Annotated in this window: 19 protein-coding genes and 1 other RNA gene; 12 read left to right on the top strand and 8 right to left on the bottom strand. The window is 40.2% G+C overall.

Features of this window, described 5'->3' with window-relative positions; all coding sequences use genetic code 11:
• Positions 1–3: 3 nt before the first annotated feature.
• Positions 4–3027 carry a tetratricopeptide repeat protein gene (locus MWU82_RS11665; protein WP_215946356.1) on the bottom strand — a complete coding sequence of 1008 codons (3024 nt, stop codon included), beginning with the start codon at positions 3025–3027 and terminating at the stop codon, positions 4–6.
• 147 nt (positions 3028–3174) lie between these two features.
• Here MWU82_RS11665 and MWU82_RS11670 point away from each other — a divergent pair, with 147 nt between their 5' ends.
• The 4 genes from MWU82_RS11670 (at position 3175) to MWU82_RS11685 (ending at position 6569) form a co-directional block, all read left to right on the top strand.
• On the top strand, positions 3175–3858 hold the full coding sequence (locus tag MWU82_RS11670; protein ID WP_215946355.1) for an ATP-binding cassette domain-containing protein: 684 nt from the start codon (positions 3175–3177) through the stop codon (positions 3856–3858).
• 282 nt (positions 3859–4140) lie between these two features.
• On the top strand, positions 4141–4623 hold the full coding sequence (locus MWU82_RS11675) for a hypothetical protein (RefSeq protein ID WP_215946354.1): 483 nt from the start codon (positions 4141–4143) through the stop codon (positions 4621–4623).
• Between the two features lie 150 nt (positions 4624–4773).
• Positions 4774–5811, top strand: coding sequence for a histidine kinase (locus tag MWU82_RS11680; RefSeq protein ID WP_215946353.1), 1038 nt, complete (start codon positions 4774–4776; stop codon positions 5809–5811).
• Entirely contained in the window at positions 5808–6569 is a 762-nt protein-coding gene (locus MWU82_RS11685; RefSeq protein ID WP_247096511.1) for a LytTR family DNA-binding domain-containing protein, read from the top strand. Before MWU82_RS11680 ends, MWU82_RS11685 begins: the two co-directional genes overlap by 4 nt.
• Positions 6570–6753: 184 nt before the next feature.
• On the opposite strand, the gene MWU82_RS11690 is transcribed toward MWU82_RS11685, so the two are convergent.
• On the bottom strand, positions 6754–9792 hold the full coding sequence (locus MWU82_RS11690) for a ThuA domain-containing protein (protein ID WP_247096512.1): 3039 nt from the start codon (positions 9790–9792) through the stop codon (positions 6754–6756).
• Between the two features lie 282 nt (positions 9793–10074).
• Between MWU82_RS11690 and MWU82_RS11695 the strand changes: the two genes are divergently transcribed.
• The 3 genes from MWU82_RS11695 (at position 10075) to ppgK (ending at position 13333) form a co-directional block, all read left to right on the top strand.
• Positions 10075–10890, top strand: a complete 816-nt coding sequence (locus MWU82_RS11695) for an NUDIX domain-containing protein (RefSeq protein WP_247096513.1) — start codon at positions 10075–10077, stop codon at positions 10888–10890.
• Positions 10891–10947: 57 nt separating this feature from the next.
• The gene (locus MWU82_RS11700) at positions 10948–12435 is read left to right on the top strand and encodes a sulfatase (protein WP_247096514.1); all 1488 of its coding nucleotides are present in this window, start codon (positions 10948–10950) and stop codon (positions 12433–12435) included.
• A gap of 145 nt (positions 12436–12580) precedes the next feature.
• Entirely contained in the window at positions 12581–13333 is a 753-nt protein-coding gene (gene ppgK / locus MWU82_RS11705; RefSeq protein WP_215946348.1) for a polyphosphate--glucose phosphotransferase, read from the top strand.
• Between the two features lie 137 nt (positions 13334–13470).
• Here ppgK and MWU82_RS11710 read toward each other — a convergent pair whose 3' ends face one another.
• From MWU82_RS11710 to MWU82_RS11725, 4 genes are all read right to left on the bottom strand, one after another.
• On the bottom strand, positions 13471–14379 hold the full coding sequence (locus MWU82_RS11710) for a hypothetical protein (RefSeq protein ID WP_247096515.1): 909 nt from the start codon (positions 14377–14379) through the stop codon (positions 13471–13473).
• Between the two features lie 39 nt (positions 14380–14418).
• The gene (locus tag MWU82_RS11715) at positions 14419–15207 is read right to left on the bottom strand and encodes an SDR family oxidoreductase (protein WP_247096516.1); all 789 of its coding nucleotides are present in this window, start codon (positions 15205–15207) and stop codon (positions 14419–14421) included.
• A gap of 307 nt (positions 15208–15514) precedes the next feature.
• Positions 15515–17314 carry a translational GTPase TypA gene (typA, locus tag MWU82_RS11720; protein ID WP_215946345.1) on the bottom strand — a complete coding sequence of 600 codons (1800 nt, stop codon included), beginning with the start codon at positions 17312–17314 and terminating at the stop codon, positions 15515–15517.
• A 198-nt stretch (positions 17315–17512) separates the two neighbouring features.
• Entirely contained in the window at positions 17513–17998 is a 486-nt protein-coding gene (locus MWU82_RS11725; protein WP_215946344.1) for a DinB family protein, read from the bottom strand.
• 179 nt (positions 17999–18177) lie between these two features.
• On the opposite strand from MWU82_RS11725, the gene kdsA reads away from it, so the two are divergent.
• Complete coding sequence (kdsA, locus tag MWU82_RS11730; protein WP_247096517.1) at positions 18178–18996, top strand: 3-deoxy-8-phosphooctulonate synthase; 819 nt, start codon at positions 18178–18180, stop codon at positions 18994–18996.
• A 158-nt stretch (positions 18997–19154) separates the two neighbouring features.
• Complete coding sequence (locus MWU82_RS11735; protein WP_247096518.1) at positions 19155–20762, top strand: sulfatase; 1608 nt, start codon at positions 19155–19157, stop codon at positions 20760–20762.
• A 106-nt stretch (positions 20763–20868) separates the two neighbouring features.
• On the opposite strand, the gene MWU82_RS11740 is transcribed toward MWU82_RS11735, so the two are convergent.
• Entirely contained in the window at positions 20869–21228 is a 360-nt protein-coding gene (locus MWU82_RS11740) for a DUF1801 domain-containing protein (protein WP_215946341.1), read from the bottom strand.
• A gap of 93 nt (positions 21229–21321) precedes the next feature.
• On the opposite strand from MWU82_RS11740, the gene MWU82_RS11745 reads away from it, so the two are divergent.
• Positions 21322–22437, top strand: a complete 1116-nt coding sequence (locus tag MWU82_RS11745) for an Sb-PDE family phosphodiesterase (protein WP_247096519.1) — start codon at positions 21322–21324, stop codon at positions 22435–22437.
• A 63-nt stretch (positions 22438–22500) separates the two neighbouring features.
• Here the strand turns inward: MWU82_RS11745 and MWU82_RS11750 are convergent, their stop codons facing one another.
• Positions 22501–23724: an NAD(P)-dependent oxidoreductase gene (locus MWU82_RS11750; RefSeq protein WP_247096520.1), complete on the bottom strand. Its 1224-nt coding sequence runs from the start codon at positions 23722–23724 to the stop codon at positions 22501–22503.
• Between the two features lie 457 nt (positions 23725–24181).
• On the opposite strand from MWU82_RS11750, the gene ssrA reads away from it, so the two are divergent.
• Positions 24182–24580, top strand: a transfer-messenger RNA (tmRNA) gene (gene ssrA / locus MWU82_RS11755).
• A 644-nt stretch (positions 24581–25224) separates the two neighbouring features.
• Positions 25225–25509: a DUF2188 domain-containing protein gene (locus tag MWU82_RS11760; RefSeq protein ID WP_215946306.1), complete on the top strand. Its 285-nt coding sequence runs from the start codon at positions 25225–25227 to the stop codon at positions 25507–25509.
• The last annotated feature ends 31 nt before the right edge of the window (positions 25510–25540 follow it).

Here is a 25540-nt window from a genome sequence, read left to right on the forward strand (position 1 = left end):
ATTTTAATTTCCCTCTGGATTAATAGAGGAATTACTTTGAGCTTCTTTTGCCTTAATAATGGACGACTCCTGTTTGGCCTGGGCCACTATTTCCGGATAATCCCCGAAATTGGCGATAACACTATCCAAAATATAGGTTGCTTGGAAAGCATCTCCCAAGGCATAGAAGTTCTTGGCCATAATGATCAAGCCTTTGGCGCTCCACTCCTTATACCCCGCATAATCCTTGGCCAATTTTTGAACCGAAGCGTTGGAAGCCTCGTAATTTTGAGACTTGTTCTTGAAATAAGCATCGTAATATAGTGCCTCGGCCGCTAACTCCCCAGTTGCAATTTTAAGCACTTCCGAATAGGCCTTTTCCGCCCTGTTCTCATCTTTGGTCTTAATGGCCGATCTTGCGATCATTATTTGTGCATCACTTTTTATACGGTTATCAATGTTGGAATTGGATAACACTTTAGTGGCGTACTGAATGGTCTTAGCATAGTCTGACCGTTCATAATAACCCTTCATTAAATTGGACTGGGCAAAGGTGATATTCTGCTGAATTTCCGCCTTGACTTCCAGTTCTTCCAAAAAGGGAATGGCAGTGACATAATCATTTTTGCCTACATAAATCTCGCACACCCTTGTAAGTGCCTGTTCAGCATATTCATTGGTCCCCTTGCCTGCCACATTTTTAAAGTAGGGCAATGCTTTATCCTTCTGACCTTTTCCAAAATACAATTGTGCCAAATTAAAATTGGCTTTTAAGGTATTCAATCCGTTTGGAAATTGTTTAACATAGGCCTCATATCCCTTTATGGCCGCATCCTGATTGCCTTCAATATATTGTTTGTCAGCAGATTCAAAAGTAGCATTGTCCAGTTCTGTATCGGTCACCTCAACAAAATCCAGACCTTTCACCCATTGGGCATATTCATTCACCCTACCCAGGTCTACATAAATAAGCTTGGCCGTAGTTACGGCCTGAAGCGCTTCCTGAGTGTTTGGGTGGTCCCTTACCACCGTTTTAAATTTGGCCAAAGCCTGTTCATTGCGATTGGCATTATAATGCACCAATCCCTGACGCAGCATGGCCTGTGGCACCAAAGAGCTGCCCTTATAATCCATGGTGAGCTGATCATATAACTGCAACCCTCTTTCCGTATTATTGGCCCTCACATAGGAATTGGCCAGTTCAAACAAAGCGTCGTCCTTAAGTGTTGAATTGGGATACCTGGACACAAAATTGGAAAGCTCCTCTATTTTGGTTGCACTCCTGTCCACAAACCCATAGCTCAGCGCCTTTTGATAGGCAGCATAATCGCTCGAAGCACTATTCCGTGCTATTGCCTTGTTATAAGTCTCTATGGCAGGCCAATATTTGCTGCTTACAAAATAGCTATCCCCTAAGCGTAGATAGGCATCGTTAAGTTTTTCACTATCCCCGTTATTGGTCTCCACATAACTGGAAAACGCAGATATGGCATTGTTATAATTTCTCAATTTGAAATAGGTATATGCCAGATTGTAATTCAAGTCCTTGAATTCAGGAGTTGCTCTGGCACTCGGATTTGATTTGAATTGAAGATATCCGGTCAGGGCATCATCAAAACGGTTCATATTATAATCCGATTCCGCCTTCCAGTAGCTAGATCTTGCCTTAAAGTATTGATCTTCGGCATTGTCCAGGGATTTTTTAAACACGGCTGATGCTTCCTCGTAATTCCCCTCCAAGAACAATTCCACTCCCCGATAAAACGCCACTTTCTGATAGGTAGCCTTACTGGCAAAGTTTTTGTTTTTCTCCAAAAGCTCCATGGCACCGGCAAAATTTTTGGAAGTAATATAAGAATCCACCAAAAGTTCCTGCATCTCCCCTTTATTGGCATCATTGGGATATTTCTCCAAATAATTGGTCAACACCTTGGGCACAGGCTCATATGCGTTCCCTATTTCATAACTCAGTCTGGCATAATTTAAATAGGCATCCTTTTGAATTTCCGGATTGAAATCCATTTGGGAGGCATTTCTAAAGGCGTTCAAAGCCTCTTGTTTTTTATCCAGCTTTAGATAGCATTCCGCCAAATGATAATAGGCATTCTGGGAAACATCATTGTTGCCATCGATTATTTTGTTGAATTGCTGTATCCCATTCGCATAATCGCCCTGCATATAGTAGGAATAGCCCAATAGATAATAATCGGTATTGCTCCACTTTCCCCTTTTCCCCTTGTATTCGGACAAATAGGGTATGGCATTGGCGTATTGTTTTAGGTTGAAATAACTCTCCCCAATAATTTTATTGAGTTCAGAAACTTCATTTCGATCAGATTTTGGCAATTGCTTTTTCGCCAAGGCAATAGCCTCTTCAAACTTGCCCAATTTAAAGTTCATATCCGCCTGATAATAGGACAGCTTTTCTTCCAACAGTTCTTGGTCGGTAATCTGATCAAAACGCTGGTTGGCCTGGGCATAATCGTCCTGCTGATAAGCAATATACCCCAAGTAATACTTGGCTTGGGAACCATAGGTCGGAGAAGTGGTCACCTGGTTAAGGTAACGTTCGGCCTCTTTTGGCTTATTGGAGGAGAACAAGGCATAACCATTGTTAAAATTGAAGCGTTCCTTGTCTTTTCTGGACATGGAACTTTGATCTACCTTGGTATACCATTTTAAGGCGTAGGGGTATTTTCCGGTTGCAAAATAATAATCGGCAACATCGAGATAGGCAGAATTACGTTTGGTAGAAGTTGGGTACTTTTCAACAAAGTCTTCCATCAACCTATCGGCCCCCAACTGATTTAGGCGAATTGCAGCAGTAGCGGCATAATAAGCACTGTTGGCCTGGGTCTCTTCATCCCTGGTATTATTTTTTACTCTTTCAAAGATAGTCTGAGCTGCCTGATACTGTTTATTGTTATACAAGGCCAAAGCTTCTTGGTAGTCCTTTTGGTCAAAAGTATAGATCTCGGATTCTTGGGCATTTACGTAAAATAAAGACCCAACAAAACACAGTATTACAGCGGTTTTTTTTCTTAGCATAGTGTTCTCTAGAAGTTAAGAATTACCGTAATTTAATTATATAACGATAAATATTGTCCCTAAGTATATGATAAAGAAAAAGATTTTTAAAGAAGATTTGACTTAATTCCAAAGGAACTTATTACTTTTATATCAACATTAAAAACTATGGGCGAAAGCATATTGCGATTGAAGGATGTAGCCGTATTTCAGGGTGAAAATTTAGTATTGAACGATATTAGCCTTGAAATCAAAAAAGGGGAATTCGTATACCTTATCGGAAAGACAGGCAGTGGAAAGAGCAGCTTTATGAAAACTTTATATGGCGATCTTCCATTAAAACAGGGAAGCGGCCATATTGTAGATTTCGATCTCACCACCTTGAAAGAAAAAGAAATTCCATATTTGAGAAGAAAACTAGGGGTGGTTTTTCAAGATTTTAAATTATTACCAGATCGCAACGTCAACAATAACCTCCTTTTTGTACTAAAGGCCACCGGCTGGAAAGACCATAGTGAGATGAACGCCAAGATTGAAGATGTCCTGGATAAAGTGGGCATGAAAACAAAAGGCTTTAAATTTCCCCATGAACTTTCGGGAGGGGAACAACAACGTATCGCCATAGCCCGAGCGCTATTAAATGATCCAGACCTAATTCTGGCGGACGAGCCTACCGGGAATCTCGACCCACAGACCAGTGTAGAAGTGATGAAGGTACTTCAGGACATCAATAAAACGGGAAGGACCATCCTTATGGCCACCCACGACTATGCCCTTATTCTTAAATATCCATCCAAGACATTAAAGTGCGATGGCAATAAGGTTTTTGAAGTAATACAACGGGCAGTTTAAATATTAAAAAAGAAAATAGTCCGGTCTAGACCCGCCATATCCTTCATCAAACCGACCTAAAATAGCTGGTTATATTACTGGCTTATCTAGTTGCGCATAGGCCATTAGACACCATTTTAATTACTTTATTTTCCAAATCAGGTTCGGTTCAGTTAAATCCAAAGTCGCTTCACCCACCATTTTATCCACTTCACTTAATAACCACCTAAAAGGCACTAATGCGCCCCTTATCTTTGCACCAGAAATAAATTGCATATCAAAATATTCATAAAATTATATATCATGAAAAACGCAGCTTTTTTATTAAGTACCATACTAGTATCTCTTTCACTGTTCTCATTTTCAGGAAAGGACAAATGTTTAAACTCTGATGACATTAACTGTTATATTGAATCACACAACCCCTTTGCCGAAGGATTGCTTATGGATGAAGAAGTAAGAAATTTAAGTTTGGATCAAATTAACCTTATTGAAGTGGAGGAAGAAATTAATTTAGGATTTGAGACTACAACCTACCTCCCTCTTGGATTCAATGCTTATGCTGGGATGGAATTGGATCTTAACAGTATTATTGTTGAGGAATTGGATGAAGAAATTGTATTGGGATTTGATCCGGCAAAATATCTTCCCCTTGGTTTTAATGCCTATGCCGGTATGGAACTGAACCTTAACGATATTGTAGTAGAAGAAATTGAGGAAGAGATCAACCTTGGCTTTGAAGTAATGAACTATTTGCCCAAGGGATTTAACGCTTATGCCAAATAACAATAATATAAATACATAAATTTATCACCTACAAGCCCTTGACTCTATTCAGGGGCTTTTTTGCACTCCAAACCGGGAGAACTACAAAATCCATCTTGAGAACTATGATAGGGAGGTGTAATGAAGTATATTTAAAACAACAAAGGTAATATGGAAACTATAAAACAGGTAAAACAGCTTGAAATAATAAAGATAGCCTTACTTATTGCTGTTTTAGTGACCCTTCCACTGACCATATCGCTTTTTAGGTCAACAGGTCTCAATAAAGAGATTTTTTCCAGTGAGCTATTTGTAGATCTTGATTTAAAATTCTGGTTTTTCTTCCTTTTTTCATGGTCTGCACTGCAGTTCAATACCAATTTTATTTATCGCATCCCTAAAAAGTACCGCTTACTGGATTGGGGATTGAGGCTCTTGGGCAATATTGGAATTCTATTGGCCACAATTTCTATCCTAAATTTCGTATACCCTATTTTTATTGACAAGGACATTTCTAACCGGGAAGAGGATTTTCAAGATTTTATATTCATCGTTGTCCTCATCATCATCCTTTTTATCTCCAGAATTTTAAGGCTAAAAATTATTCAGGGCGAAAGTATTCTGGAAAATGAACATTTAAAACAACAAAACCTACAAAATGAACTTTCTGCCCTAAAGAATCAAATCAACCCGCATTTTCTTTTCAATTCCCTAAATACACTCAATTCCCTTATACGAGACAATAAGGAGGCTACCATTTTTGTTAAAAAGCTTTCCTTTATGTACCGTTATATATTGCAAAGCGGGGATAGAGATCTGGTCTCTTTAAAAGAGGAACTTAAGTTCCTAGAAAGCTATACCTATTTAATAAAAACAAGATACAGGAACCGTTTTCAAATTGATATTGCAATCGACGAAAGTTATCTTGATAGAAAAATTCCACCTTTGGCATTACAGTTATTGGTAGAAAATGCAGTAAAACATAACGAGATTTCGGAAACACATCCTTTAAAAGTTCAAATCTACTCACAGGGTGAATGCATTTATGTTGAAAACAAAGTACGGGCGCGGACTACATTGGCGGAAGGTACCGGTACCGGACTTTTAAATCTGTACAAACGTTATTACATGATAAGAAAGCAACAAATTATTGTGGATAAACAAAATGATATATTCCGTGTAAAGTTACCTTTGAACAAAATGACATGAAAGTAGTAATTGTAGAAGATGAATTGGCGGCAAGTGAAAATCTTGTCTATATGCTAAAAAACTTAGAGGATACCATTGAGGTATTGGCAGTTTTAGACTCTGTAAAAACCTCTGTCGATTATTTTTCGAAAAATCAGGGAGCCGACCTGGTTTTTATGGATATACACTTGGCCGATGGGCTGTCATTTGAAATTTTTGACGCCATTAAAATTGACGCTCCCATAATCTTTACTACCGCTTATGACCAATATGCCTTAAAAGCTTTCAAACTAAATAGCATCGATTATTTATTAAAACCCATAGATGAGGATGAGCTGGAAGAAAGCCTGATTCAATTTAAAGAGCAAAAAAAAGGCAAGGGCCTTATTTCCAATCAAGTCGAGGGATTACTGCATTTATTAAAAGATCAGAAAAAAGGTTACAAATCAATGTATTTGGTCCATCATAGAGATGAATTAATTCCATTAAAGACAGAAAAAATTGCGTACCTATATATTGATAACGGAATCGTTAAAGCGGTAACCAAGGATAAACATACTTATATTATAGAACAAAAATTGGAAGATATTGAAAATGACCTGGACCCTGGCATTTTTTACCGCCTTAACCGTCAATTCATTGTTCAAAGAGACGCTATTTCTGGCATCAAACAATATTTCAACGGAAAGCTTATCGTAAACGTAATCCCGGTTTATGAAGAGCGAGTAGTAGTCAGTAAGGCCAAAGCCGCCGAATTTAAAAACTGGATGAATAACTGACCCAAAAATTAAAGTAACAATTATTACTTCTAAGACAAAACCATTTATCCATCAAAGTCCATAGATTTCAAGCTGGCGAACCGTAAAATCAATCCGCCGGATAGCATCTAATTTAACAAAACTTACCCCTTATGATTGCAAAATTGGCAACCATAAGGGGTAAATAATTCACAAAAAACGACCCTTACTTGGCCCCTGCTTTGTCGGTATTGGCGTCTTTTTGCAATACCACCGATTTGGAACCTGTCAAGGGTTTTACATTATTTTCCCCATTATCGGTATAGCTTGCCGTAATAACCATTACTGTTTCGCCCTTGGTAGGGTTTGGAACTATGCTTCCCGCTGCCGGTAAGGATTTCTTCTTAACAGCAGTACTTGCAAGGGACTGGATATACAGCCCAATTTGCCTAGATTCATCCTTGGTAAGGTTGGGATGGGCAGGCATGGTTACCTCTCCCCAAACGCCACTACCCCCGGAAATTATCTTTCCTTGCAGATAGCTAAGCCCCTTTTTATCGTTCTTATACTTTTCAGCAATATCGCGGTACATGGGTCCAACAGATTTTTCCTTTTCCTTATGGCAGGTCTTACAGTCCAATGCCAAGGTCAGGGCTTTTCCGGTAACGGCCGCTGAAACTTCTTGATGTCCCAAAGAAAGTGAGGCCTCATCCATACCTTCCAGATAATCTACGGAAACAAAAATATTGTCCGCATCGATTACAGAACCATCCGGATCCACAACGGAAACCTTATAGCTCACTGCTTCTCCCGGTACAAAAAAGGATGAGCTACCTCCACTGATATCTATTGAAACCTCCGGCCTGGTATTTCCGGCCACAACATTTAAAGCCTCACTTTTGGCAGAAGCTTTCTTAGCATCCACAACAGAAGCGGAAACAAAATAGTCCCCTACATTTTCATAGGTATAGGTTATTTGGGGAGTAGTGGTTTCCTTGGTCTCACCGTTCCCCAGGTCCCAAAGATAGGTCATAACATCTTGCTCCCTATCACTAGCCTCAACCTTGGCCGTAATGGTCAACGGTATTTTTCCCGATGTTTTATCTACAGTGATATTCTCGATCACCGGAGGTCTATTGCCTCCATTATATTCAATATAACTCAATGCAGAATCATCATTTTTAGAAAACCAGCCACTGCCGTATTCCAAGAGGTATACCCTACCATCAGGACCTACTTCCATATCTATAAGGTTATTTACCTTAATTTGATCGGCAAAAGGCTCCATTTTATTAAATTCCCCATTGGGAAACAAACTAACGGCCATCATCCAGCCACGTATCCAATCGTAAACCAACACCTTACCATCATAATACTCTGGCAGGGCATTGGGTCCATGGTAAAGATCCGAATAATACACGGGTCCCGCCATAGCATTCCTTCCACCGGTACCGGTTTGCGGAAATTCTTGGGATGCTACGTACGGATAAAAACCATAGGCTGGCATGGCCTTCGGAAGCTCCCTTAACCCAGTATTGTTTTTAGAATCATTGATGGGTTTTTGCGGATCAAAAGCTTCTCCACTTTCGCCTGTGGCATAGTCATAGTCGCGATAAGGTTTATTGTCGGCAACGAATAATGGCCAACCAAAATTGCCGGCTTCCCTGGCCTGATTCATTTCATCGTAACCCCTTGGCCCTCTAGTATCCAAACTATCTACTCTAGCATCAGGCCCCACATCTCCCCAATATACATAACCCTTCTTGGGGTCTACCGAAATCCGATATGGATTGCGATGGCCCATGGTAAATATTTCAGGTCTGGTCTTGGCCGTACCTACTGGGAATAAATTTCCTTCGGGGATACTGTAACTTCCGTCCTCATTTACCTTAATACGCAATATCTTACCCCTGAGATCATTGGTGTTCCCTGAGGATCTACGGGCATCGTACTGTTCCTTTCCCGGTAAATCGTTTAAAGGCGCATACCCTTTATTGGTATACTTCGCCCCTTTTTCATTAAAGGGGGTACTATTATCCCCTGTTGACAAATACAACATATTATCTGGACCAAAAGCTATGGAACCAGCTGTATGGCAGCATATTTCACGCTGACTATCCACTTCTAGAATAATCTGCTCAGAGGCCATATCAAAAACATCGTTCTCAAACTTGAATCTAGACAATCTATTGACCCACTTATCGCCAGTTGGACTATAATAAACATAAATCCAATGGTTGGTTTCAAAATTGGGATCCTTTTGCAATCCCATTAACCCTTCCTCTGCATTTACATTTGGTGTGTTTAGGGTCTTATGATACACATCCAAAAATCCCACCTGGGACAATTCTTCAGTAGCAGCTTTGTAAAGCATTATTTCGCCACGTCTTTGGGAAACCAAAATGTCATTATTGGGTAAAATAGCCATTTCGGTAGGCTCAAAAAACTCACCAAATTTCAAAGGAACTTTGGTAAAGCGATCAGAATCTGGAGGAATCTGAGTAGTAACCTTTGTATAATCCAAGATTTCATTCTTCCCAATGGCATATTGAATGCCCCCAAGAAGATGTTTTAAATACAAATCTTCGGAAAAACTTTCCGCAGTATGGCCCAGGGCAGTATAAAAGGCTCGGCCACCATCGTATTCGTGATACCAACTCATAGGATGATGTTCTCCATTTTTACCACCTTTATAGGTATTTTCGTCAACGGTCATTAAAACGTTTACCTCAGGATTTAATTTCTTAAAATTATAGAGTTCATCGGTGCGATGCCAGATAGAATCGCTAAACATACTTGTAGCACTGAAAGTGTTGTCCTTAATAACAAAATCCGCCTCCGGAGTACCTGCTGGGTGACTATCAAAATAAGCCCCGACCAATCTTCCATACCAACCCCAATCATACTCGGTATCCGTTGCAGCATGAACACCAACAAAACCTCCGCCGGCCTGAATATACCTCTCAAAGGCAGCCTCTTGTTTAGCATCCAATATATTGCCAGTGGTACTAAGAAATACTACTGCAGAGTACTTCTTTAAGTCGTCATCATTAAAGATATCGGCATTCTTGGTCGTATCTACACTAATTTTGTTCTCCATCCCCAACTTCTGTATTGCTTCCAATCCATTGGGTATGGAAGCATGTTTAAAGCCCATGGTCTTGGAAAAGACCAAAATTCGGGGTTCGCCTTCCCTTTTCTTGCTATCACAAGAACTAAAAAACAGTATAAAAAGACCAAGGACAAGGGCAATGTGATTTTTCATCAATAAGATTTTAAAATGATTATTTCGATCTATCGGATAAGCTTAAGTTTTACATAGAATTATTGGAAGTAGGAATATCATAAACACTTAGCTCATTAAAAAAACAAACAACAGGCAATATCCGAAATTTTAGAATTTCTCAAATATAGCATTTATTTAATATTATTACAGCTACACTTTTAATTATGGATACGATTTCATTTATCCATTTCCAATAGCACTTTTAAAACCCTTCCTTTCGGCAGAAATTATTTTATACCTTTAAGCTACCAACTAAGACCAATGATTTTAAAAAAACAAGTCTATAAGGTAGACAAAAAGGTGAACCCGTTGATTGGGATCCTCCTGTTCTTCATCTCTATATTTTTACTCACACTCACTCTCCCTTTGGGTTTTATATATGGTATTTTTCATGGTTTATTCAAAAAGGGTATTGTAGGATTGTCTGAGTATCTTCTAGAAATAGCCATCTCTATAGATCAATTGGGAAATGTTGGGATGCAACATCTTTTAAACGTATTGTGGATCAAAAAAGGCGGCTATAAATTTGGTAATCGGGACGAAACCATTTCCAGTGCCCTTGGCCGCAACAACAAGTTGGGAACACTCACCAAATTTGGATCAGCCATAGATCAACTCTTGGATCTTATAGACAAGAACCACTCCCTTAATTCCATTGATTACTATATTGAACCTTCGGCCGAAATCATAGACCAATTGAAATGGATCCATATTGTAGACCAAAAGCTATTGGCCATTAAACCAGCAGGAAACACCAAGTATATACTTCCAGGGGGACAAAAAGAACCAAAAGAGTCCGATGTAATGACACTTTCACGGGAAATAAAAAATGAGCTGGGAATAATTCTAGAAATCTCCTCCTTTGAACATTTGGGGATTTTTGAAGCACGGGCCGATGATAACAAACCTACTATTTTAGTGCGGTCCACCTGTTATGCCGCCCAGTATACCGGAACACTCACCATTATGCCTGAAGTAGGCGAAATATTTTGGCTGCACTACAAGGACAGGGAAAAAGTTTCTGAAGTTGATAAATTAATTTTTGATTTACTTAAAGATTCAGGCCAATTGATTTAATATATTGACTAGCCTTTTATATTTAAAACCACTTTAACACCTTAATGTAATCCTCCTATGCCAACCATTTTTAAAAGACCATTTATCCTTTTCGCAATTCTAACATTCCTAGGGAGCAATCTGCAATGCAAGCAAGCCCAAAGGCCTCCCAATGTATTGTTTATTGCTGTAGATGACCTAAGAACCGAATTGGGCGCATATGGTCACCCTTTAGTAAAGTCGCCAAATATGGACGCCATAGCTTCCGAAGGATCTATTTTCACCAACCATTTTGTTCAAGTACCTACCTGCGGGGCTTCCCGTTATGCCCTATTGACCGGAATGCGGCCCAGCAAACCCATACATTTGAACAACAGTGCCATTGAACATTTACTATCGGACAAGGAAGAACAAGATGTCCCCGAGAGTTTTATCCACCATCTTAAGAGGAACGGTTACTACACTGTTGGGATAGGTAAAATTAGTCACTCTGCCGATGGTTTGGTCTACGGTTATGAAGAACCTGTTTCCACAAAAAAAGAGTTGCCGCATAGCTGGAACGAGCTATTGTTCGATGCCGGGAAATGGGGTACTGGTTGGAATGCATTTTTCGGGTACGCGAACGGAGAAAATCGCCAAAGCCTAAAGAAGCAGGTAAAACCATATGAGGCAGGAGAGGTAGATGACGAGGGTTACCCGGATGGATTGACCACCAAATTGGCCCTTACAAAACTTAGGGAGCTCAAAGATAAGGAACAACCTTTCTTTATGGGAGTTGGTTTTTTTAAACCACACCTTCCGTTTAATGCACCCAAGAAGTACTGGGACCTTTATGACCGGGACCAGATACCTGTTTCCCCAAATCCCAATATTCCGGAAAACATAAGCTTAAAAAGCCTACACGAGAGCGGTGAGTTTAATCAATATGCCCTAGGTGAGGAAAAGGCAAGTCTCTCCGAACCGGTTTCCCTAGAATACGCCAAAAAATTAAGACATGCCTATTTAGCCTCCATAAGTTATATTGATGCCCAAATAGGGCTAATTTGGGATGAACTAAAAGTGTTGGGGCTGGATAAAAACACCATTATCGTTATATGGGGAGACCACGGTTGGCACTTGGGAGATCAGCGGGTTTGGGGAAAACACACCTTGTTTGAAAATGCCTTAAAAAGTGCATTGATAATAAAATCACCCTTTGAAGAACATCAGACCAAAAAAGTAGAATCCATTGTTGAGACTGTAGACATTTATCCAACCATAATGGAACTGTGCAACATTGGTATGAAACACAAAATAGACGGGGAAAGCTTCAACGATAGTTTCACAGCCGCCACACCAAAAGAAGATCTGGTGGCCTACAGCTATTTTAGAAATGGCATTTCGTTGCGGACCACAAAATACAGATTAACCAAATACTTTAGAGAGGAGGAACCTACGGTTGAATTATACGATCATATTGCGGATCCCAATGAAACCAAAAATATTGCCCAATTAAATCCAGACATTGTCAAGTCACTTATGCCTTTGTTGGAAAAGGGAAATACCGGCCTATATGAAGGAAAATAGAGAATTAATAAGAACCTAAGAGCTATTGCAGTAATTTTATATAAGTAAGGCCCAACAAGACTGCAAAAGTCTGTCCTTGAAGTATGCATACTACAACTCCCAAAAGTTTTTTGTTACTTTGTTTACAAATATATTAATATAATACATGGAAATCCTAGGAATAGATGTCGGTGGCTCGGGCATAAAAGGAGCTTTAGTGAATATGGAAACTGGTGAAATGATATCGGAGCGGTTTAGGATACCCACTCCAAAATCGAGAAAACCAAAACCCATGGCCGAAGTGGTAGCCAAAATTGTAAAGCATTTTGATTATAGCGGACCCATAGGCTGTGGATTTCCAACCGTTATAAAAAATGGCATCTGTAAGACTCCGGGAAATCTACATAAAAGGTGGGCCGGTGTAAATGTAAATGAATTGTTCAGCGAGGCAACGGGATTACCGGTTACCGTAGTAAACGATGCAGATGCCGCAGGATACGCATCTATGAATTTTGGCGTAGGCCGGGGCAAGGAAGGCCTTGTGCTGATGATCACTATAGGAACAGGCTTGGGCAGTGGTGCCTTTTACAATGGAGAATTGATACCAAATTTTGAATTGGGCCAGATCCCTTATAAAAAGTATGATAAAATTGAATTATGGGCAGCAGCTTCGGCCAAGGAAAGGGAAGAACTTAGTTATAAGAAATGGGGCAAGCGGTTTAACGTCTTCTTGGAGTTGGTTGAATTGATCGTATCTCCGGATCTAATTATATTAGGGGGAGGAACCTCCAAGGATTGGGACGAGTTTAAGGATTATATCACTATTGAAACCCCTGTAATTCCTGCAGAATTGCAAAATCATGCCGGGATTATTGGCGCGGCAGCCGCAGCTTATAATAAAAAAGGGGTACTACATTAAAAGTAGTTGACCATAATTAAATCGCTATTTTTCATTCCTGAAAATGTAGCTCCCAAATAAGTAGCAATATTAGCTAATAGGCAATTAAAAAAAAGGTGATTTCCGTTCCATGGAAATCACCTTTTTTTTATTCAATATTACAGACCCTCCAAAAGTTTTGCCCCTTCCGGCTGTTCAAAGAAATTCTCTTCCAACTGACTTTGGAATTCTATATCGCTCAATTCAATGGTCGTAATAGGTTCTCCTTTTGGTTGGCCGTCGTCTGTAGACCAATAGGTATTGAATTTTAAAGGAAAATTTATACCGTTAACGGTAGTACGACTTACCAAATCCATAATTTTTTCAGGATTATTCCCCCCATTGGGAAAATATCCTGGATAGGAAACTATATACCGTAGTGCTGATAAAAGGTGCGTTTTGGCATCCAAATACAAAATATAATAATCGTCCGGAGCATCACCGGTCCCAGAAGCGAAAGTTACTTTCACCACATCTTGTAGTGTATCCTTATAATTTACTTGCGGTAACAATTCCAAATTAACACCTTCCCCGTCCAACACCAAAGGCTGCGCGGCAAGATATAAAGGGGTCAAGGCCCAAAATCGCAAATTATATTTAAAAGTGGTACTGTCCTTGACTTTTACCCAAGCGTTTTTTCCATCCCATCCATAAATTGCAGTACTGTCCGTAACACTGCGGTGTCTGGCTTTATTGCTCCACGTATCAATAGTCTGGTATGTATCCCTGGGCACGGAACCATCCAAGGGTTGATAATTGAATCTAAAGGACAAATAGCCATTACCATACCATTTCTTTAACCCTCCCATCGCTTCCATGGCATCCCAAACCACTTTTCCCGCTTCAGTCCCATCAAGTCTCTTTTTTGCCTTTTCAACCCTATTGTTCACCCAGGAAATTGGAATCAGACCAGGATTGGCTTCTTCAACCACTTCGGCCTCAGATACTTCCTGTTTTGATTGAGAGGCTTCCTTACAGGAGAACAAAGAACTACATATTAATACTGCATAGATAAGCGTATACTTCATTTTGAAAATTGTGTTTTACTATTACTAATCCCCTAAGGATTAAACGGCCTTATGGCCTATACTTGCTTTTTTTCGGTCCTCATAATTCTGTGCTACCATTTTATCAAATTCTTGAGGCGCTTCAAAATTCATGATATTTTCCTTAAGTCGCTCCTCACCACCAAAAATTACATGTAATTCTTTATTTAGTAAACCTTCTATTGAGCGCTGGGCCACAAATTCCGGAGAATCCATTGTTCTACCTTTAAATTTCTCCATCATATCCGTATCAGTTCCGGTTGGAAAAGAACAGGTAACACTTATATTGAACGGCGCAAGTTCCCTTCGCATAGCATCCGAAAATTGGCGTACGGCCGCCTTAGTGCTTCCATAGGCTGCATAAAAGGGCATACCTAACAGACCCAAACCAGAAGATATATTTAAAATGGCAGCTTCTTTGGATGCTTTTAAAAGCGGTATGCAATATTTAGTAAGCAAAAGCACCGCAGTAATATTCACCGCTACTTGATCATAAAGGTCTTCATCCTGTATATCCTCCAAAGGTCCAGCTGATACTATACCGGCATTATTGATCAGGATATCCAAATGGCCCCATTTATCTTCTATAAGCGCCGCAGCCTCCCGTAAAACTTCTATGTTTGCCACATCACCAGCAATGCGTATAAACTTAACGTCATCAAATTCTTGGGATAACTGTTTTAAATTTTGTTTATCACGGGCAATCACGGCAATATGGCGTACACCCCCTTTTACCAATTCCTGTATCATACATTTTCCAATCCCTCTAGTACCGCCTGTGATGAGTACATTTTTTCCTTCTAGTTGCATATTTTGTTAATTTGGGTTAGGCCGAATTAAGTTGTAATTCAACTTCAAATTAGCTAAAATTCATATCCGAAACGAAGAAAAATAGACTTAGTTCAAATTATTCAGAAAGTAGAAAAATGTAGCCCAAAATTTTAGTGATTTCTTAATTCAAGAGCTCAAAATGACAATTTCCCTGAATGATTTCACCAAGCCCCACTGTTTAAATTTGATATAGTAAATGTGTGATAAACAAAAAGCCACCAAAAAAGGTGGCTCATAGTTTATTAAATAGAGTAAAAAAAAGCCCCTTTAAAAAGGGACTTTCTACTTATGCTATCTTATTACGCTTACGATCATTTTCTGTTAAATGTATCTTTCTAAGACGTAAGTGTTTAGGTGTAACCTCCACATACTCGTCTTTTTGGATATATTCCAAAGCTTCTTCCAAAGAAAACTTAATAGCAGGAACGATCTTGGCTTTGTCATCCGCACCTGAAGAACGAACGTTGGACAGTTTTTTGGTTTTGGTAATATTAACCGTCATGTCGTCACCTCTGGAGTTTTCTCCAATTACCTGACCCTCGTAGATATCCTCTCCCGGATCAACAAAAAACTTACCTCTATCCTGTAATTTATCAATGGAGTAAGGAATAGACTTTCCTGTTTCCATGGATACCAAAGAACCGTTTTGTCTTTGAGGAATATCCCCTTTCATAGGTTGGTATTCCAAAAAGCGGTGTGCCATAATGGCTTCACCTGCGGTAGCCGTTAATAATTGGTTTCTTAAACCTATAATACCTCTTGAAGGAATTAAGAATTCACATACCATACGATTTCCTTTGGCTTCCATACTGGTCATTTCCCCTTTACGGATCGATACCATTTCCACTGCCCTACCTGAAACTTCTTCCGGCAAATCTATGGTCAATTGCTCAATAGGCTCACATTTAACACCATCAATCTCCTTGATGATTACCTGTGGCTGCCCAATTTGCAATTCATAGCCTTCCCTTCTCATGGTTTCGATCAAAACAGAAAGATGCAGTACCCCACGGCCAAAAACCAAAAACTTATCGGCACTATCGGTTTCATTAACCCTTAGGGCCAAATTCTTTTCCAATTCCCTTTTTAGACGGTCATTGATATGTCTTGACGTTACAAATTTACCATCCTTTCCAAAAAATGGACTATCGTTGATGGTAAACAGCATACTCATGGTAGGCTCATCAATAGCAATAGTTTTCAATTGTTCAGGATTTTCAATATCGGCAACGGTATCACCAATTTCGAAACCTTCGATACCTACCAAAGCACAAATGTCTCCGGTCACTACCTCTGGAACCTTTAAACGGCCCATTCCTTCGAAGGTATATAGTTCCTTAATTTTAGATTTTACAATGGTTCCATCTCTTTTTATCAAAGAAACTTGTTGACCTTCTTTCAAAGTACCTCTTTGCAATCTACCAATAGCTATCCTACCGGTGAAAGAAGAGAAATCCAAAGAAGTGATCAACATTTGCGTATTCCCTTCCTTAGGTTCAAATGTTGGGATATGCTCAATAACCATATCCAACAATGGTTCTATGTTCTCGGTCTGGTTTTTCCAATCATCACTCATCCAATTGTTCTTCGCAGAACCATATACCGTTGGAAAATCCAATTGCCATTCTTCGGCACCAAGTTCGAACATTAGATCAAAAACTTTTTCATGTACCTCCTCAGGAGTACAGTTTTCCTTGTCTACCTTATTGATAACCACACAAGGCTTAAGACCTAGATCTATTGCCTTTTGAAGTACAAAACGAGTTTGTGGCATAGGACCTTCAAAGGCATCCACCAACAAAAGTACGCCATCTGCCATGTTTAGAACACGCTCTACTTCCCCGCCAAAATCGGCGTGACCAGGGGTATCAATAATGTTGATCTTGGTATCCTTGTAAACTACGGAAACGTTCTTTGAGGTAATAGTAATACCTCTTTCACGCTCCAAGTCATTATTGTCCAAAATTAGGTCACCAGTATTCTGATTTTCCCTAAATAGTTGACAGTGATACATTATTTTATCTACCAAGGTCGTTTTACCGTGGTCAACGTGGGCTATAATAGCTATGTTTTTTGTAACTCCCATAATATGATTTTAAACGCATCTAAGCACCCTAAATGCGGGCGCAAAGATACTCATTTTTTTTACGCCAACTACAAAAGCCCAATTTTTCTTATCTTATTGATATTGAAGTAGTTTTACAAAGCTTGGGATAACGCTCCTTAAATGCGGAAAAGTAGTATTAACCCTTTAAATTGCAACCCTATTTTGTTCCATATTGATTTATTGCTCATCTGCAGAAGGACCATAGGTGGCAGGAACCGACTCGTTCAACAACCGAAGGCATACACCCAATTGGGCTCTATGATGCGGAAATTGATTTAATACCATCCCCCTTAGCACTTGATACTTGGGCATTTCCATCACAGTCTGTCCTCCTTGAATCATTTTCCATTTCCTATCATATTCACTGTTGGCTACTTTTAGAGAATCTACCGCTTCCTTTGCAGCCGATTTCAGGGTTTTAATCATTTCGTCCACATTGTCATTAATTGGAGGCTTGTATTCATCCATTATCATCTCATCTTGAGACATAGTACCTACCACCCAACTAGGCAATTCGGCCAAATGACTTCCCAATTGCTTAATGGACATGGATTTAGGGTGTGGGCGCCAGTCCAATTTATCCTTAGGAATGCGTCTTAAGAACTTCTCTGTAAGGGCTACTTCGTGTTCCAATTCCGGAATAAGTAATTTTTGAATTTCCATGATGTCTTGTTTTTTGATTAACCCTTTAATTTACAACAATTATCCCACTATGTTACCATCCAAGCACCTCGATAACCCAGAATTATCACAAATTTAACCTACCTCCAAAACACTTTAACAATGGACAATGAATAATTTGCTGCCTTCAAATTCCTATCTTTGTCCCAAAATTAAGATCGATGAATCTAGAACTCATACCTCAACTTAAACATACTAAAAGCAACAACTTTTTTTTACTGTGTGGGCCATGTGCCATTGAAGGGGAAGAAATGGCGATGCGAATTGCGGAAAAGGTAGTATCCATTACCGACAAACTCAATATTCCTTACGTTTTTAAGGGAAGTTTCAAAAAGGCCAACCGCAGTAGGGTTGATTCCTTTACGGGTATTGGGGATGAAAAAGCCCTAAAAATTCTTAGAAAAGTATCCGAAACTTTTAAGGTACCAACCATAACGGACATACATGAAATTTCTGATGCCCACATGGCAGCCGAATATGTGGATGCTCTGCAAATACCGGCCTTTTTGGTGCGTCAGACCGATCTTGTAGTGGCAGCAGCAGAGACTGGAAAAGTGGTGAATTTAAAAAAGGGGCAATTTATGAGCCCTGAGAGCATGAAACATGCAGTACAAAAAGTTTTGGATTCCAACAATGAACAAGTTATGGTCACCGACAGGGGCACCATGTTCGGCTACCAGGATATGATCGTGGATTTCCGCGGCATCCCTACTATGAAGCAGTATGCACCAGTGGTATTGGACGTTACCCATTCCTTACAACAGCCCAATCAGTCTTCAGGGGTAACCGGGGGAAGACCGGATATGATAGAAACCATTGCCCGTGCCGGAATTGTCACCGGTGCCGATGGAATTTTTATGGAGACCCATTTTGACCCTGCCAATGCCAAAAGTGACGGTGCCAATATGCTGCATTTGGATCATCTGGAGAAACTGTTGACCAATTTGGTAGCGATAAGAAAAACGGTAAATTCCTTATAAACTACATTTAACACCCAAAAGCGTTAAACATATATTATTGAATGCCGCACAGGTCTGTGCGGCATTTTTTTATAACTACAAATAGTTAATCTATTACTGGTATTACAAAAACAAAACCCTATTTTTACCCCTTAATTTTAGACCTTATTACAAGTTACATGAAGCCCACATTTTTAACAATCGTTTTCGCAGGATTATTTATAATAATAACAAGTTGTAAGCAAGAAGCCAAGGACCTGGCCCCAAAGAAACCTAATATAGTATTCATCATGTCCGATGACCATGCTTATCAGGCCATTAGTGCCTATGACGACAGGCTTATTAATACCCCCAATATAGACAGAATTGCAAAGGAAGGTATGCTCTTTACCAATGCAAGTGTTACCAATTCCATATGTGCCCCATCGCGTGCCGTAATCCTGACCGGAAAGCATAGCCACATCAACGGTAAGATAGATAACATCTCCCCATTTGATACTACCAATGTTACCTTTCCTCAATTGTTGCAAAAGGCAGGCTACCAGACTGCAATGTTCGGGAAACTACATTTTGGGAACAACCCCAAGGGTTTCGATGAATTTAAGATTCTTCCAGGACAAGGAGATTATTACAACCCCCGCTTCATTACAGCTACCGGGGATACCATCGTGACGGGCTATGTTACCGATATTACCACCGACCTCACCTTGGATTGGCTACAAAACCGTAGGGATGACAAAAAACCCTTTATGTTGATGTATTTGCACAAGGCACCACATAGGTCCTGGATGCCAGCACCAAGACATTACAAAGAATTTACAAACAAAACCTATCCATTACCAGTGACTTTGTTCGACGATTATGCCACGCGTGAAACTACGGCCGGTCCTGCAGAGATGAACATCCTTAAGCATATGACCTTGCGCTATGACCTAAAGATAACGGATGAGGTACTGGAAGAATTAAATATTGAGGAACATTTGGGCATTGGAGGCCTAAACAAATTTAATCCAGAACAGAGAGCTGAATGGGACAAGGTATACGGCCCCATTAACGAAGCCTTTAAAAAGGAGTACGCCAACATGAACGATTCTACCCTAATGGTTTGGAAATACCAACGGTATATGCAGGATTATTTAGGGACCATTGCTGCAGTTGATGAGAATGTGGGGAGAGTATTGGACTACTTGGATGATGAAGGACTTACCGAAAACACTTTGGTGGTATACACTTCCGATCAAGGCTTTTACTTAGGGGAGCACGGCTGGTTCGACAAAAGGTTTATGTACAATGAATCTTTTAAAACCCCACTACTTATAAAATGGCCAAATGTAATTACTCCAGGCACTACAGAGGATGAAATGGTACAGAACTTGGATTTCGCACAGACCTTTTTGGAAGTTGCAGGGGTAACAGCTCCTGAGGACATGCAAGGAAAAAGTTTAGTACCCTTGTTAAAAGGGGAAAAGGAAAAATGGGACAGGGATGCCGTTTATTACCATTATTATGAATATCCAGCGGAACATGCTGTAAAACGCCATTATGGCATTGCCACTAAGGAGTTTAAATTAATACACTTCTATTACGATGTAGATGTTTGGGAACTCTATGATCGCGCAAAAGACCCGCAGGAACTAAACAATGTATTTAACGATCCGGATTATGCCCAAGTGGTATCTGAACTGAAGGAGAAACTTAATGAGCTAAGGAAAAAATACAAGGATTCCGATTCGTTGGGCAACCAGTATATTCAACTGTATAAGGACAAGGGATTGATAGAGGAGTAGGCAGTGGTCAGTGGTCAGTGGTCAGTGGTCAGTGGTCAGTTAAATTTGACAAAATGAGGGGGAATTAATGTAAATATCTCATAACCAATTATTTTTTTGGTTGATTTTATTTCCAGAACTTTCTATCCTTAACGCTATAGGCATCCACCAGGACTTCCTTTAAAACGGTAGTATCAATGTCTTCTAGGGATTTGTAACGAAGGGATTTCATCATTTTTCGTCCTTCTGTGTTCATTTGTTCCAAGTGCATCGTTAAATGGGCTGCGTTCCAGAACCCCAGATCCACATAATCCTTGCTTTGGTTTAAATAGCAGTAGGGTCTACCGTTGATGTAGTAAAAAGGGATTTTATATTTAAATTTTAACTCCACACCTGGAATGGAACCTTCAATGACAGATTGAAGGTACAGTAGAATACCTCTGTAGGGCTCTGACTGATTAAGGATAAATTCTTCAGCTGGATTCATGATAGACTTAATTTACCTTTTCTTAACCAAATGAACATATTTTTCTTTATTTTCAAGGTATCCTATCCATTATTTTTGAAAAAAACAACCAAAATGAAAAATACCATTGGAGCCTTGGCGTTACTTTTCACTTTCCTAGGCTTAAACGCCCAAACACATTCACATTCCGGGGCCCAGCCCCTATCCTATCCCGATGTCGACGGATATGTTACCTTGAAGACCGATCTACACATGCACAGTGTATTTTCCGATGGCAATGTTTGGCCAACTATTAGGGTACAAGAAGCGCTGCGAGAAAACTTGGATGCCATATCCCTTACCGAGCATTTGGAGTACCAGCCCCATAAAGAGGATATACCACATCCGGATCGTAACAGAGCCTACCATTTGGCCATGGAGGAAGCTAAGGAACACGAGCTATTAATAATCCCAGGTTCTGAAATAACGCGTTCTGCACCTGTTGGACATAACAATGCCGTTTTTATTACGGATGCCAATGAATTATTGCATGAAGATGCCAAGGATGCCTTTAGCACGGCAAAGAAGCAAAATGCCTTTGTATTTTGGAACCATCCCGCCTGGTATGCCCAAAGTCCGGCCGGAACCCCTATACTCAGTGATTTCCAAAAAGAGCGCATTAAAAAAGGTGAATTGCACGGTATTGAAGTCATTAATACTGTAGATTATTCCGAAGAATCACTTGCCCTGGCCCTTGAAAACAATTTAACCATTATGGGCACGAGTGACATTCACGGATTAATAGATTGGAGCTATACCCAAAAAGGGAACCATAGACCTATTACCTTGGTATTTGCCAAAGAAAAGAGCATAGAAGGATTAAAGGAGGCCCTTTTTGCAGGTAGAACAGTTGCCGTTTATAACGAGCTGTTGGTTGGGAAGGCCGAATACCTAAAGCCATTTTTGCAGACCAGTATTGAAATTGTGAAAGCAGCGTATATTGGAAAAACACAGGTTTTGGAAGTGGAACTCAAGAACATATCAAGTAGCGATCTATTGTTTGAGAATGCAATGGGCTACACCTTTTATGACAGCTCACCAGTATTTCGGATTTCCGCTGGAGATACGAAAATCTTAAAAATCAAAACCTTGGAAAAGCTGAATACCTTAACACTAAAACTAGAGGCCCTAGGAGCTTACACTGCTCCAAAAACACATCCAATAGTAGAGTGGAATGTTATAGTGGAATAAAAAACAGTCCTATTCAATCTACAAATGGTTTAATTGCCGATTTCAATTGCTTACCGCAACTGTTCACTGATTACTGTTCACTACCCTTTCGCCGTCCACATAATCCTGTAAATAGGCGAATCTTTTGGTAAGCTTTCCTTTTTTCGTCATTCTTGCACGTTCCAAAACCCCGTTCGCATCCCCGTTAAAAAAGGCGGGGATCACATATTTTACAAAGGCATCACCAAATCCAACACTGGCATCGCGCGGCAATTCGCAGGGCAAATTATCAACGGCCATGACTGCAATGGCATGGGGGCCCTTAAAATCCACTTCCGTTTCGGTGAGGGGGTCATAGCCATAAATGGGATCCGCTATTGTACTCGGTCTGATAGTTGTGGCAACGGGGCCATCGATATCACAGCTAACATCGGCCACTACTTTTATTCCAAAATCGGGATGCTTTGCATCTTCCCGTGTAAAAAGATAAGGTGCCTTATCACCGTAAAAATGACCGGCGATATAAAAATCGGTCACTTTGGCAAAACGAAAGAAATTGGACTTGTATTCCTCGGGATGAGCAAAAAAGTCGGCCTTATTACCTCTAACCCCATCTTTGCGCTTGTTATATTCGGAGGCATCTATCTGACAAAACACAGGTTCCGGGAACGTTTTATTCAGATAATCCGTCACCCCAACTTTTTTGATTTCCATGGCATCCAGCATTTCTTTGGCGCCATTGCCTACCCTTCCCCTACCCGTAAGGAGAATTTTAATATTTGGCAATTTCACCTTTTTAAGTTCCGAAATCAAAGCTTGCTGGTCCGCCAAAGTCTCTGCTTTTGGCAATTGAAACAAACCAAATTTAAGTCCGTAAGCCCTTAAACCATTATAGGCGCCAACAATTCCGGCATACCTCCCGAATGCCACCAAGCGCTGTCGTTTGGAATTGGTAATTACTTCATGATCATATAATTCGATATTCCTTTCCAAAACTGCCTTGAGCAATTGTCTGTTATAAGGTTGTTTTTTTATGGTATGGGAAAAAAAGAAGTATTGTTTATTGGGAATCAAATGATCTATGGGCACTTCTTTGACACCAATAAGCACATCGCATTTTTCCATTTCCGATGCGACCTGTATGCCCTTTGCCTCATACTCTTTATCACTGAAAACCCTAATAGGAGAAGGCTCGACCGTAATTTCCGCTTCCGGGAATTTGTCGAGTATCTTTACACAGGCATCCGGTGTTAGGACCACTCTACGATCGGGTGGATTTTTTCGTTCCCTTATTATCCCAATTTTCATAAATATATTTTTATAACTATATTCGCTAATAAAGTTATAAATATAACACATGACAAGTTGACTAGCAAAACTTTTTTTGGAATAGTTTTTGGAGTACCTTTGGCGACCGCGTTAGGGATAGAGGCGGCATCTTTTTTGATTTTCCTTGGACCGTGTTCGGGAAAAAATCAAAAAAATATAGCCGATAGCCCAACCTTTTTTGATATCTACAAGGTTTTCAAAACCTTGCAGGAGAAAAAAAAAGGGAACGCCCAAGAAAAGATTACATAGTTCATTGAAAAAAAAGATGAGAGAATATTTCTGCCGATGGCGGGATTTTATTCAACGAAATAATATTCCGCTGCTAGCGGAATCAAACCTGACTTTATCCTACGATTAGGCAGGTTGGATAAAATATCCCGCCAATGGCGGGATTCAATTCGATTACGGTACGCCTGGGCGCACCTATCTCATTGAAGGGGCCGACTGGTTTTGACAGCGAGACCAATTGGAATGTAAGCATGCCGAGCGCTGGGCTACAGCTCGTTAATCTCATTTTCCACACTTTTTAATTGGCGAAAATAATTACGCTCTTGCCGCTTAATCCGAATCATAGTAGGATTTAGCCTCGTCCCTACAAGGTAGGGAAGCGAGATGTTTCTGGGAAGCCCTTGTTGACGGCGTCCCTTTCAGAAGCACCATCAAAGTCAACACAAGGGTAGTGAAGCTTCGGCACTATCACCAAAACTTAAGAAGATAAGTGTGTATTAGGCTGTTTCTAGTCAGGTGCACATCGAAAATCAATTAGGAACTAAGCATGTAGAAGGCATTGTAATTGCTTGTTTGGACGAGGGTTCGAATCCCTCCGGCTCCACGACACTCAAAAATACGCAGCAGACTAAAGGCATGAAAAAATGCCAAGCTGGCTTGAGTATTTTTGAACACTTTAGGATGCCCATTGTGATAACAATGGGTATTTTTATTTGCAACATTGCGAGAATTAGGGATATGTAATCCTCCGGCTCCACGATCACCCACAACTGCATTTTGGATCAAAACATTAAAAACCCAACAAGTTTACTTGATGGGTTTTTAATGTTTTTAGACTTCTGGCTTGAAAAGTCAGGCAGTTGTACTTGCAGTACGGGAACCATTAGGGAAAACCGAAGGTAATCCCTCCGGCTTCACGATTAAGCGCAACTGGTTTGCGAATTACAACATTAAAAGCCCGGCAAGTTTACTTGATCGGGCTTTGTTGTTTTAAAGCGCCTGGACTGCAAGGACAGCCAGTTGCATTTTCAGAACGGGAACCATTAGGGATATGCAATCCTCCGGCTCCACTTAAAAAAGGCTACCCTATAGGTGGCCTTTTTGCGTTCGGCCCGTCGAATTGAAGCCAGCGCACTAGTTCGCCCCTTAGCTAAAATATACACTCTAACTATTTCTGCGAGCTTCACCGATTCATTTTCATCAATCGGAAAACTAGAAATAATGGTATCTTCGGAACAACAATAATTGAATATGTCGAACGTCAAATCTTGGTTACGAACCCTTATTGACCTTTTGGAAGTCTTTTTTAACAGCTCGCAACAAAGCAAACGAGGCAGAACTTGGCACCACCATGTAGTGCCCTATGAGGAAGGTTGGGCTGTACGTCGCGAAGGCAACCAACGGATAACCAGTAAACATCGAAAACAGAGCACGGCCATACGCAAGGCCAAAAGTTTAGCTAGAAAATACAAGGCCGATGTCATTATTCATCGAGAGAGTGGCGGTATACGAGACCGGATTAGCTATGATGATTAAGAATTAAATTCAATGTAGGAAGCCATTGGGA

The organism is Arenibacter sp. S6351L, from assembly GCF_023016025.1.
GTDB lineage: Bacteria > Bacteroidota > Bacteroidia > Flavobacteriales > Flavobacteriaceae > Arenibacter > Arenibacter algicola_B.

What these genes read in the sequence shown, in the direction of transcription:
- MWU82_RS11695 (WP_247096513.1), top strand. Translation starts at nt 10,075, where the DNA reads ATGATTTTAAAAAAACAAGTCTATAAGGTAGACAAAAAGGTGAACCCG.
- kdsA (WP_247096517.1), top strand. Translation starts at nt 18,178, where the DNA reads ATGAATCTAGAACTCATACCTCAACTTAAACATACTAAAAGCAACAAC.
- MWU82_RS11715 (WP_247096516.1), bottom strand. Translation starts at nt 15,207, where the DNA reads ATGCAACTAGAAGGAAAAAATGTACTCATCACAGGCGGTACTAGAGGG.
- ppgK (WP_215946348.1), top strand. Translation starts at nt 12,581, where the DNA reads ATGGAAATCCTAGGAATAGATGTCGGTGGCTCGGGCATAAAAGGAGCT.
- MWU82_RS11740 (WP_215946341.1), bottom strand. Translation starts at nt 21,228, where the DNA reads ATGAATCCAGCTGAAGAATTTATCCTTAATCAGTCAGAGCCCTACAGA.
- MWU82_RS11750 (WP_247096520.1), bottom strand. Translation starts at nt 23,724, where the DNA reads ATGAAAATTGGGATAATAAGGGAACGAAAAAATCCACCCGATCGTAGA.
- MWU82_RS11725 (WP_215946344.1), bottom strand. Translation starts at nt 17,998, where the DNA reads ATGGAAATTCAAAAATTACTTATTCCGGAATTGGAACACGAAGTAGCC.
- MWU82_RS11675 (WP_215946354.1), top strand. Translation starts at nt 4,141, where the DNA reads ATGAAAAACGCAGCTTTTTTATTAAGTACCATACTAGTATCTCTTTCA.
- typA (WP_215946345.1), bottom strand. Translation starts at nt 17,314, where the DNA reads ATGGGAGTTACAAAAAACATAGCTATTATAGCCCACGTTGACCACGGT.
- MWU82_RS11710 (WP_247096515.1), bottom strand. Translation starts at nt 14,379, where the DNA reads ATGAAGTATACGCTTATCTATGCAGTATTAATATGTAGTTCTTTGTTC.
- MWU82_RS11690 (WP_247096512.1), bottom strand. Translation starts at nt 9,792, where the DNA reads ATGAAAAATCACATTGCCCTTGTCCTTGGTCTTTTTATACTGTTTTTT.
- MWU82_RS11745 (WP_247096519.1), top strand. Translation starts at nt 21,322, where the DNA reads ATGAAAAATACCATTGGAGCCTTGGCGTTACTTTTCACTTTCCTAGGC.
- MWU82_RS11760 (WP_215946306.1), top strand. Translation starts at nt 25,225, where the DNA reads ATGTCGAACGTCAAATCTTGGTTACGAACCCTTATTGACCTTTTGGAA.
- MWU82_RS11700 (WP_247096514.1), top strand. Translation starts at nt 10,948, where the DNA reads ATGCCAACCATTTTTAAAAGACCATTTATCCTTTTCGCAATTCTAACA.
- MWU82_RS11670 (WP_215946355.1), top strand. Translation starts at nt 3,175, where the DNA reads ATGGGCGAAAGCATATTGCGATTGAAGGATGTAGCCGTATTTCAGGGT.
- MWU82_RS11685 (WP_247096511.1), top strand. Translation starts at nt 5,808, where the DNA reads ATGAAAGTAGTAATTGTAGAAGATGAATTGGCGGCAAGTGAAAATCTT.
- MWU82_RS11665 (WP_215946356.1), bottom strand. Translation starts at nt 3,027, where the DNA reads ATGCTAAGAAAAAAAACCGCTGTAATACTGTGTTTTGTTGGGTCTTTA.
- MWU82_RS11680 (WP_215946353.1), top strand. Translation starts at nt 4,774, where the DNA reads ATGGAAACTATAAAACAGGTAAAACAGCTTGAAATAATAAAGATAGCC.
- MWU82_RS11735 (WP_247096518.1), top strand. Translation starts at nt 19,155, where the DNA reads ATGAAGCCCACATTTTTAACAATCGTTTTCGCAGGATTATTTATAATA.